Raw genomic sequence first — 11,120 nt, 5'->3', positions numbered from 1 at the left:
CACCTATGCATGATGTCGACTGCGTTGTCGCCGGAGCCGGTGTTGTCGGCCTCGCCATTGCCCGCGCGCTGGCGCTGTCGGGCCGCGAGGTGCTGGTGGTCGAGAAGGCCGCAGCCATCGGCACGGGCACCAGTTCGCGCAATTCGGAAGTCATCCATGCCGGGCTTCATTATACGCCGGGCAGCCTGAAGGCCCGTCTCTGCGTCAACGGCCGCGAGCGTCTCTATGCCTATTGCCGCGAGCACGACGTCGCCCATCATCGCACCGGCAAACTGATCGTTGCCGTCGAACCCGACCAGTTGGATAAACTGCAGGCGATCCAGATCAACGCGGCGCAATGCGGAGTCGGTGACCTCAAGCTTTTGACGCGCGCAGAGGCCGAAAGCCTGGAACCGGCGCTGAGCTGCGCCGGCGCGCTGCTGTCGCCGTCGACCGGCATCGTCGACAGCCAGGCGCTGATGCTGTCATTGCGTGGAGACGCGGAAGCGGCCGGCGCATCTTTCGCCTTGCTCACCGTTGTCTCAGGCGCGAGCATCGAAGCCGACGGCATCCGGATCGACACGCGCGACGCCGATGGCGAGGGTTTCACCTTGAAGACCGGCGCCTTCATCAACGCCGCCGGCCTCGACGCGCAGGCGCTCGCCGGCCGCATCGAAGGCCTCCCGCAAGACCGTGTTCCGCCGCTGTGGCTGGCGCGCGGCAATTATTTCGCGCTTTCCGGCCGCTCGCCCTTTTCGCGGCTGATCTATCCGGTGCCGGTCCATGGCGGCCTCGGCGTGCATCTGACCCTCGACATGTCGGGGAGCGCGCGCTTTGGCCCGGATGTCGAATGGATCGATCGCGTCGACTATACCGTCGATCCCGCACGAGGCGCTGCCTTCTACGACGAAATCAGGCGCTACTGGTCCGGCCTGGCGGACGGCGCCCTGCAACCGGCATATGCCGGCGTCAGGCCGAAACTGTCCGGTCCGGGCCAGCCGGCCGCCGACTTCGTCATCCGGGGACCGGCTGACCACGGGGGCGGTCAGATCGTCAATCTGTTCGGCATCGAGAGCCCTGGCCTTACCGCCAGCCTCGCCATCGCAGAACATGTCGTTGGGCTTTTATATCCGCAATGACGGGCGTTCCTGAAACGTCGGGCAGGCGCATACCATGAAACCTTTTGATATGGAGGTCGTTGTCGGGGCATATGTCCGAGGCAAAACCCAAATCGAAACCGGCCGACGGCATCGAAGCGCGCGATGCCACGAAGTCGCGTCGGGAAAAGCCGTCACGGCAAACGCGCGGAGATGGACCGCGCGAGGACACGCCGCGCGAGAAAAAAGCATCGGCCGCCGAAGCCGCGTCCGAGCCCGTTGGCGACGCTGCGCCGCCGCCGGATGCCGTCGAACCCGATCCCAAGCTGACGCCTGAGCAGGCCGAGCAGGCGCGCAAAAAATATCTGCTGCGGCGTTTCTGGATCAGCGGGCGCGGCTATTGGGGGAGGCATGGCGACAAGCTCGCCTGGCCTTTGACGATCGGAGTGCTGCTGCTGATCTGCATCAACATCGGTTTCCAGTATGGCATCAACGTCTGGAACCGCTCGATGTTCGATGCCCTCGAGCAGCGCAACGCCCACACAGTCTATCTCCTCAGCGCCGTATTCGTGCCGCTGGTGATCTGCAGCGGCAGCCTTGTCGTTGCGCAGGTCTATCTGCGCATGACGATCCAGCGCCGCTGGCGTTCCTGGCTGACCACCGGGGTCGTCGCGCGCTGGCTGGCAAACGGCCGCTACTACCAGCTGAATCTGGTGGGCGGCGACCACCAGAACCCCGAGGCCCGCATGACCGAGGATCTGCGCATCGCCACCGAGTCGCCGGTCGATTTCACCGCCGGCGTCCTCAACGCGTTCCTGTCGGCCTCGACTTTTATCGTCGTGCTGTGGACCATCGGCGGCGCGCTCACCCTGCCGATCGGCCGTGAGAGCATCACCATTCCCGGCTTTCTGGTCATCACCGCGATCATCTATGCCGCCATCACCTCGACCTCGATGGTGGTCATCGGCCGCGACTTCGTCCAGCTCTCCGAGCGGAAGAACCAGGCGGAGGCCGAACTGCGCTACACGCTGACGCGCGTGCGCGAAAACGGCGAGAGCATCGCCTTGCTGGGAGGGGAGGACGAGGAGCGCAGCGGCATCGACAGGAATTTCGGCCATGTGCTGAGGCAATGGGCTCTGCTGACCGGACAGCACATGCGCACGGCGGCGGTGTCGCAGGGATCGAGCCTGTTTGCGCCGGTCGTGCCGATCCTGCTGTGCGCGCCAAAATTCCTCGAAGGCTCGATGACGCTTGGCGAGGTGATGCAGGCGGCGTCTGCATTTGGCATCGTGCAAGGCGCGTTCGGCTGGCTGGTCGACAACTATCCGCGCCTCGCCGACTGGAACGCCTCCGCGCGGCGCATTGCCTCGCTGATGATGTCGCTAGACGGGCTCGAGCGCGCCGAGCAGAGCGATGCGCTCGGACGCATCAACCGAGGCGAAGCCGAAGACGGCGCCATCCTCAGCCTCGACAATCTTTCCGTGACACTCGACGACGGCACCTCCGTGGTCAAGGAAACCGAGGTCGTGATCGAGCCGGGCGAGCGGGTGCTGGTTTCAGGCGAATCCGGTTCAGGCAAGTCGACGCTGGTGCGGGCCGTCGCGGGCCTGTGGCCATGGGGCGGCGGGAGCGTCAATTTCCACACCGACAGGCGCCTGTTCATGCTGCCGCAACGCCCCTACATCCCTTCCGGCACGCTTCGCCGCGCGGTCGCCTATCCCGCGGCGGCGGAGAAGTGGACCATCAAGCAAATCAAGGCTGCCCTCGGCAAGGTGGGGCTTGGCTATCTCACCGGCAGGATCAGGGAAGACGCGCCATGGGACCAGACGCTGTCGGGGGGCGAAAAGCAACGCCTCGCCTTCGCGCGCCTGTTGCTGCATCGGCCCGATATCGTGGTGCTGGATGAAGCGACTTCGGCGCTCGACGAGAAGAGCCAGGACACGATGATGTTGACGGTGATCCGCGAACTGCCTGACGTCACCATCATCAGCGTGGCGCATCGTGCGGAGCTCGAAGCCTTCCATAGCCGCAAGATCACCCTGGAGCGGCGCGAGGGCGGCGCCAAGCTCGTCAGCGATGTCGACCTCATCCCACGCAAGCGCAAACGCAGCCTGCTGAACCGGGCTTTGTGGGGTTCCGGCACTCGGGTGAAAAAGCCGCGCAGGTAAAAGGCGCCACTGCCGAACCGCGAACAGATGTCCAGGCGAAGCGCTTGGGCAAAGACATTAGCCGGCTATGGATTAGCCGTAGAGACCCTTGTAGGTCTCGCGCAGCAGGTTCTTCTGCACCTTGCCCATCGTGTTGCGCGGCAGCTCATCGACGAAGATCACCTGCTTCGGGTGCTTGTATTTGGCCAGCTGGCCGGCAATGGCGCCAACGACCTCGGCCCCGGTGATCTGCGATGCCGGCGCCCGCACCACGACAGCGGTGACGCCTTCGCCGAAATCGGGATGGGCAATTCCGATGACGGCACTTTCCAAGACGCCAGCAACCGCGTCGATCTCGCTCTCGATCTCCTTGGGATAGATGTTGTAGCCGCCGGAGATAATGAGATCCTTGCCGCGGCCGACGATGTGGACGTAGCCGTCCGCGTCGATGATGCCGAGGTCGCCGGTGATGAAGAAGCCGTCCTTGCGAAACTCCGCCTTGGTTTTTTCCGGCATGCGCCAATAGCCGGAAAAGACATTCGGACCTTTGACCTCGATCATGCCGACTTCACCCTGGCCAAGCGGATCGCCGCTGTCAGGGTCGGCGATGCGCAGCGAAACGCCGGGCAGCGGGAAGCCGACCGTGCCGGCGCGACGCTCGCCCTCATAGGGGTTCGACGTGTTCATGTTGGTCTCGGTCATGCCGTAGCGCTCGAGAATGGCATGGCCGGTGCGCTCGCGCCAGGCCTTGTGCGTTTCGGCGAGCAGCGGCGCCGAGCCGGAAACGAACAGGCGGATGTTCTTCGCCGCCTGGGCATCCAGCCCGTCCTGCTGCAGGAGCCTTGTATAGAAGGTCGGCACGCCCATCAGCACTGTCGCGCGCGGCAAGAGCGAGACGATGCGGCCGGCGTCGAATTTCCGCTCGAACAGCATCGAGGCGCCGGCCATCAGGGTGACGTTGGTGGCGACGAACAAGCCGTGCGTGTGGAAGATCGGCAGCGCATGGATCAGCACGTCATCCCCGGTGAAACGCCATTGCTCGACCAGCACGCGTGCATTGGAGGCCAGGTTTTCATGGCTGAGCATGGCGCCCTTGGAGCGTCCGGTGGTGCCGGATGTGTAAAGGATTGCGGCCAGATCGTCCGGCCCGCGCGCCACGGCGTCGAAATCCGTGGGCTGTTGTGCCGCCAGTTCGGTCAGCGAGCCCTCACCATTGCTGCCAAGCGTGAAGGTGGCAGCACCCGACGCCTGCGCCAACGGCGCGATAGCGCCGGCGCGGGCCGGGTCGCAGACGACCAGCCGCGGCTCGGCATCACCAAAGAAATAGCCGAGTTCGGCCAGCGTGTAGGCGGTGTTGAGCGGCAGGAAGACCGCGCCGGCGCGCAGGCAGGCGAGGTAAAGGAAAATGCATTCGGGGCTTTTTTCGACCTGCACGGCAACGCGGTCGCCCGGCTCGACGCCGAAATGCCTCAGCGCATGTGCCAGCTGTGCCGATTGCGCCAGCATGTCGCCATAGGCGATCGCGCGTCCGTCATCGGTCGCCATCAGGATGCGCTCGGAGGCTGAAATCCGGCTGCGGAACGCGTCGAACAGGTGATTGGTCATGCGCATTCCCTAGAGCATGATGCCGAAAAGTGCGAAGCGGTTTTCGGAGGACGTCATGCTCTATCCCTTTGATTAGAGCCGGATGGCCTTGGAACAAAGGAAACGATTTCGCCTCCGTCCGGCAAAAACGTGAAATCGGGTTTGCCGCCGATCAGATGAAGGCAAGCGGACTTGGATAGCTGGCGGATTTTGGATAGCGGACCGGAAGCGCTTCTATCTGCGGCTGCGCAGCGCCTTGGTGGCGCTCACGCGTGGATCGCCGCTGTCGTTGAAGCGCTCCATGCACATGGCTGCCGTCAGACGGTAGTGGCTGAGGAGGGCTTCAACGGCGCCATCGGCATCGCCATCCACCGTGCGCTCCGCAATTAGCCGATGTTCACTGATTTCGTCGCGCTCGCTGCCGTCCTGGGAGATCAGCCGGTAGCGGGAGGCCTGATCCGAAAGCTGGTCGCAAAAGCCGGTCAGCCAATGCGATCGGCAGCCTGCGATCAGTGCCCGATGGAAGGCGCGGTGCAGCTTTTCCCATTCCGGATTGTTCGAGGACGGGTCCTCGGGCAAGCGGCGCGGGGCACGCGCCAGGCGATGCAAGGCCAGCACGAGCTGCTCTTCCCATTCGCCGGTGCGGCTGGCAATGGATTCACGCAGAGCCCGCTCTTCCAGCCAGCAGCGGGTGCGCGTCAATTCCTCGAGTTCCGGGGCACTGACCGGCATGATGAAGAAACCGCGCTGGTCGTGGCGGCCGAGCAGGCCTTCCGAAGCAAGTCGGTTGAGGGCCTCGCGAACCGGTGAGGCGCCGGCGCCGTAACGGGAAACCACCCATTCGACACGAAGCTTGCTTTCACTTTCAAACACGCCGCGCAGGAGATCGTCGCGAAGCTGTTGATAGACCGTACTAGCGAGTGTGCTCTTGGGTCCCGCGCCTTCGCTCACATCGGCAGATCCGTAGGTCAATATGACTCCTGTAGCTCTCCCATGCTCCGCTAGCCCGTTCGCGAAGCAAACGATTTCCCCTGTAAATTTACTGTAACTCCTAAGGCATCCGCCCCTCAAGCGAAAGATCACGATATTCGACTTAAAGAGGAAGGTTGACCGCATCTTATCCGCCGGAAGTAACTAAAATCGTGAAAAACTTGTTCTTCTGAAGAAAGTTTGTCTGCCAGCATGGCAGGTGCCCTCGAGAAACAGCTTCGAGATCCCGAATACGGATAATTTTTTCTTAACGCGCGTCATGCCGCCGGATTGACCTCTCCCCGCATGCAGATCCCTTCGGCAGTTATCCACTAGATTTATGGGCCAAAACTAGTGCCGGATGCCGCGATCCTGTCGCTTGCCGCGATGCCCTTGCGGCTGCCACCCGTTGACGGCTTTTTGGGAGATCGAAGGATCAGGCAGGGAGATCAGGCCGAGGAGAACCGACCAGCCGGGAACTTGCCCTGGAACTGATGTCAGCCGGCAGCCCGGTCGGCCGCGGTTCGGATGGCTTCTATATTGGCCCGGTAGGCTTCGACGCTGCCGCCCTTGAAGATTGCGGCGCCTGCCACCAGCACATCGGCGCCGGCTGATGTGACCAGGGGGGCGGTTTCCGGCGACACGCCGCCGTCGATCTCGATGCGAATCGGCCGGTTGCCGATCAGCGCTTTCACCCGCTTGACCTTGTCGACCATGGCCGGGATGAAGGCCTGGCCGCCAAAGCCCGGATTGACGGTCATGATCAGGATCAGGTCGAGCCGGTCGAGCACATATTCGATCGCACTTTCCGGCGTCGCCGGATTGAGCGATACGCCGGCCTTCTTGCCGAGACCCTTGATGGTCTGAAGCGAGCGGTCGAGATGCGGTCCGGCCTCGGCATGCAAGGTCATGCCGTCGCAGCCGGCATCGGCAAAGGCGGCCAGATAAGGATCGGCCGGCGCAATCATCAAATGACAGTCGAAAAAGGCCTTGGTGCGGTTGCGGATGGCCTTGATCACCGGCGGGCCGAAGGTGATGTTGGGCACGAAATGCCCGTCCATCACGTCGAGATGGATCCAGTCGGCGCCGGCCGCCGTCACCGCCTCGACCTCGTCGCCGAGCTTCGAGAAATTCGACGCCAGCACCGATGGCGCGATCAGGGTCTTCCTGCTCATGATGCGGCCCCTTGGGCGCCCTGTTTGCGGGCGCGGCCTTGACGACTGCTAGAGCAATTCCAAGAAAAGTGGGAACGGCTTTCCGTCCGGAATTGCGTGAAAACAAAGAGATAGAGCGGTTCGGCTTTTCCACCAAACGATGAACTGCTCTAGACCATGATCCCGGAAAGGGAAAGTCGGTATTTGCTGCGCCCGGCAGCGGGTTCGGCGAATACCTGGCCGCCCGATCGCCGCAGCGCGCCCAAGGAAAAACCCCGCCGGATCGCTCCGGCGGGGTTCTGAATTTTGACTCGTATCCAGATCCTATGGCTTGAAGTTGGCCGCCGGATCCCTTTGCGGCTGTACCTGCGTCTGCGGCGTGCGCTTCGGTATGAACTGCTGAAGGACACCTGGATTGAGCAACAGGGTCGGATCGAGCGACGGCTGCTGCCGGATCGCCCTGCAGTTCGGGAACCGACCAACGGTGCCTTCGGGGCAGCGCCGCTTGATGATCGGCACGCACTGGCCGCCGACCATCTGCGAGCCCGGGGCGCAGTCTCCCACCTGCGGCCTCGGCTTGCGGCATGCGCCGTCGATCGCCTGGGTGCCGCGCGGGCAAACACACTCGCCGCGCTTGTTGTGCACCTGGCCGCGTATGTCGCACTGTTCCAGCACAGGCTTCTTCTGCCGGCAGGCATTGCCTTGCACCTCGGTACCCCGCGGGCAGACACAATTGCCGTTGGCGTCGTGGACCTGGCCGCGGATCGAGCACTGCTCGGGCTTCGGCCGGATCGGCCGGCAGACCTTGCCCCTGACTTCTGTGCCGTCCGGGCAGACGCAATCGCCATTGGCGTTTTGGATCTGACCACGGATCGAGCATTGTTCAGGCTTTGGCCGGATCGGCCGGCAGGCTCCATTGCGCACCTCTGTCCCACGCGGGCAGACACAATCGCCATCGGCGTCATGAACCTGGCCGCGTATGCCGCACTCCTCGGGCTTCTGCTTGTCGCGCACGCAGGCATTTGCCTGTCGGTCGAGATGCGTACCTTCCGGGCAGTAGCAGCCATTGCCGTCCGACGTCGGGACCGAACCGGGGATGGTGCAGCCAGGCTTGTCGGTCTTGATGCAAGCGCCGTTCTCAAGCTCGGTTCCGCGGGGGCAGACACAGCGTCCATCCTCGGTGCGGATCTGGCCCTTGAGCAGCACGCAGGGCCTTGGATCCTTTGGCTGGATGATGACGCCGCCGTCGGGCGAGCACTGGCCGTTGCGGAACGTCGTGCCTTCCGGACACACGCACCGACCGGCATCGTTCATGACGAACCCCGGCGAGCATTCCTTCTTCACCTCGCGCTTGATGGTGAAGGGATGGCAGGCATAGGCCTTGCCGCGATCGCCCTGGATATTGGTCAGGTCGCCGGGCAGTACGTCGCCGCCGCCTTGCACCCTGGTGTCGGGAGACAAGACCCCGACGCAGTTCCGGCCGCTGACGTTGCCCCGCAGATTGGCCAGGGGAGCGTCGGGAAGGACCACGGTGACCTTGTGCACATGGCTTTCCCCGGCGCCGAGCGTCAGGTTGGCAATGCAGGTCAACGGCAAGGTCGTCGGTTCGGGCGAGCAGCCGAAGGGCGGCTCGATCGAGGTGATCGCGACGCCTTGCAGCCGCCCCAGCCCGTCCACCCCGATCGCATCGCCGATGCGGACCGGACCGGAGAAGGCGGTCTGGCCATCATTGGTGATGGTGATCTCGAACGAGCAGGGTTGCCCGGGCTGGCACTCGGCATCGCCGGTCTTCTTGACGCTGATGGTGGACGTGCCGCCGCCCTTGGCGCAGGCCTGGCCGATAGGGTAGACGATATCGTCTCCAGGGGCCGGGCCATACGAGCCGCGTGCGCAGTTCTCGAACGCGCCATTGGCCGAGACCGTCACGTCGAAGTGCCTCGATGTTCCGGGAGTCATCACGGCGCCGGGAATCTGGCACGACAGCGCATTGGCCGGAACCGCTCCGCAGGCCCATTCCGCACCGTCGGGTGTGACGGTCTGGATCTGGACCGGCGCGCCACCCGATATCGGCGTGGCAGCATCGTTGACCCGCACCGGACCGGTGGGGGCAGAGGTGCCAAGGCTGATGACGGTGATGCGGCAGGAAACCACCGCCGCACCGGCGAGCGAGCCATTGCAGACCTTGGTGATGCGTAGGGTCGGCTTGCCGCCATTGGGATGACGGAAGCGTTCCTTGGCGCAGGCCTTGTTGTTGGTGAGGTCGACCTCACCGGGGACGGGCTTCAGCGCCGCGCAGTTCTCGACCGAATCCGACTGGTAGCCGGCCGGCATGACCGCCCTGACGACGATCGGCGTCGAGGCGCCCGGCATCAGCACGATGCCTGCATTGTCGCAGCGGAACTGGCCGGGACCGTTCGGTCCGCATGTCCAGGGCGGAGACGGGCCGAAGGTCGAAGAGGCCGGCGCGCCGCCCGGGTAATTGTCGACAACCGTCAACGGCCCATTATAGGGGACGCTGCCATTGTTGATGATGTCGATCACGAAGTAGCAGATGCCGTCGGGCGTGCAGACCGGGATGCGGGCACGCTTCTTCAGGATCAAGTCGACCTTCTTGTCGACCGGGGGCCGGCAATCGCGGTCGCGGTCGCCACGCCGGCAGATCGGGATCGAGGCACAGCCGCGATCGTTCTGCTGGCTGCCGAACAGCGGCTTGCCGCTGGCGCCGTAATTATAGGTGGCGCAGTTGCGCAACGCGCTGCCTTGCCAACCACCCGCCGGCTTGAAGCCGAGCTTGAGGTTGATGGAGGCCCCCGGATTGAGCGTGGTCACCGGATAGGTGCACGTCATCGGGGTCACGCCGGGCATGCATACCCAGGGCGGGTTGGGCCCTGAATCCAGAGTCGAGCCGGCCGGCAGCGTCACCTCGTCGAGCACGATCTTGCCGTGATACGGCCCGTCGCCGACATTGGTGACCTTGATGGTGAAGTCGCAGCCGCCGCCCATCGTGCAACGCGTCACGTCGGCTCGTTTCTCGACCTTGAGGTCCGGTTCCTTGTCCTTGGGGGGACATCTCAAGTCACGCGGGATGACGATGTCGATGGTCTGCGTGCAGCATAGTCCCCAACCCTCCTTCGGGCCGGCATAGGTCTCGATGCCGGTGACGATGAGGTGGATGACGTCGCCGGGCGATGCACCGACGATCTTCCAGTTCAGCACACCGCCGCCCGCCGGCACCAATTGCGTGTCGGGGATGATGGTGATGCCTGGGGTCGTCGTCGATACCTGCACCCATTTGCCGCCCATCTCCGGGCCGACAGGCATGTGGTAGATGAACGCGCCGCCGCCTTGCACGCAATCGACCGTGCCGCGCTCCACCTTGAAACATTCCCGGTCGGGAGGCGGAGGCCGCTTGTCACAGTTGGTGAGGTCGATCTTGATCGAGGTCTTGGCCCCGGTCTTGTAGTCGCCGTCGTCGGGCTTGCCCGGATCCTGCGACGGGATGATGGCCCCCGTGCCGACGCCCGGCGTCACCTTGATCATGCCCTGGTTGTCGACGATGGTCGGCGAAGGAAACGCCGCATGGTCGATCTTGGCGGTGATCTTGAAATTGATGACGCGTTCATTGCCAGCCCCAGCGCCGTCGAGATCGGTGGTGGAAATCCGGAAATCGGAAACCGTTGCCGTATCGTTCGGATTAGCCGAGGTGCTGATTGTCGCACCCGGCAGCGGTCCGCCAGACGCATCCGTGCCGTCGCCGGACACGTTGACGTTGACGATCGCAAGACCGTGCGGAAGCTGATCCTTGAAGTCGAGTTGGAGTTTCTTCAGCCTGGCCGAAAAGCTTGGGTCGGCAAAGCCTTGCGAGTCGCCGCGCAGGCCAAAGCTCAGGGAGTAGACGACGTAGTCGCAGCTCCTCTGTGTGCCTGTTTTGGTGAAGAACGGCACGATCCGTTCCGGCCTCGGATTGACGATTTTTGAATTGTCGAGGTCGAGCCGCAGTTCCGGAGTGATCGGGACTGCATCTTCGGCGTGGCTTGCCACAGGGGTGAACATGGCGACCGCGATACCGGCCGCCATCAGCCAGCGCGCGCCGCGCCTGGCATATGACAGGGGTTTCATGATGGTCTCCATGACGTTGGATTGACTGCTGTTCGCGGTCGGGGAAAGTGCGAGATTTTTCATCTTCCCCT

Annotated in this window: 6 protein-coding genes; 2 read left to right on the top strand and 4 right to left on the bottom strand. The window is 63.8% G+C overall.

Annotated features, from left to right (window positions below; all coding sequences use genetic code 11):
• Positions 1-5 precede the first annotated feature (5 nt).
• Positions 6-1,118: an NAD(P)/FAD-dependent oxidoreductase gene (locus tag NKI88_RS08385; protein WP_352537201.1), complete on the top strand. Its 1,113-nt coding sequence runs from the start codon at positions 6-8 to the stop codon at positions 1,116-1,118.
• A 71-nt stretch (positions 1,119-1,189) separates the two neighbouring features.
• Positions 1,190-3,244 (top strand): ABC transporter ATP-binding protein/permease, encoded by a 2,055-nt coding sequence (locus NKI88_RS08380; RefSeq protein ID WP_352654591.1) that lies wholly within the window; start codon positions 1,190-1,192, stop codon positions 3,242-3,244.
• Positions 3,245-3,316: 72 nt separating this feature from the next.
• Here the strand turns inward: NKI88_RS08380 and NKI88_RS08375 are convergent, their stop codons facing one another.
• The 4 genes from NKI88_RS08375 to NKI88_RS08360 all read right to left on the bottom strand — a co-directional run bounded on the left by NKI88_RS08375 (position 3,317) and on the right by NKI88_RS08360 (position 11,112).
• The gene (locus NKI88_RS08375) at positions 3,317-4,828 is read right to left on the bottom strand and encodes a malonate--CoA ligase (RefSeq protein ID WP_352654589.1); all 1,512 of its coding nucleotides are present in this window, start codon (positions 4,826-4,828) and stop codon (positions 3,317-3,319) included.
• A 213-nt stretch (positions 4,829-5,041) separates the two neighbouring features.
• Positions 5,042-5,779: a GntR family transcriptional regulator gene (locus NKI88_RS08370; protein WP_352654587.1), complete on the bottom strand. Its 738-nt coding sequence runs from the start codon at positions 5,777-5,779 to the stop codon at positions 5,042-5,044.
• A gap of 494 nt (positions 5,780-6,273) precedes the next feature.
• Entirely contained in the window at positions 6,274-6,951 is a 678-nt protein-coding gene (gene rpe / locus NKI88_RS08365) for a ribulose-phosphate 3-epimerase (RefSeq protein WP_352654585.1), read from the bottom strand.
• A 303-nt stretch (positions 6,952-7,254) separates the two neighbouring features.
• Complete coding sequence (locus NKI88_RS08360; RefSeq protein WP_352654583.1) at positions 7,255-11,112, bottom strand: DUF7929 domain-containing protein; 3,858 nt, start codon at positions 11,110-11,112, stop codon at positions 7,255-7,257.
• Between the last annotated feature and the right edge of the window lie 8 nt (positions 11,113-11,120).

This window comes from Mesorhizobium sp. M0317 (assembly GCF_040321555.1).
Classification (GTDB): domain Bacteria; phylum Pseudomonadota; class Alphaproteobacteria; order Rhizobiales; family Rhizobiaceae; genus Mesorhizobium.
This window is presented reverse-complemented; position numbering and strand designations above follow the sequence as displayed.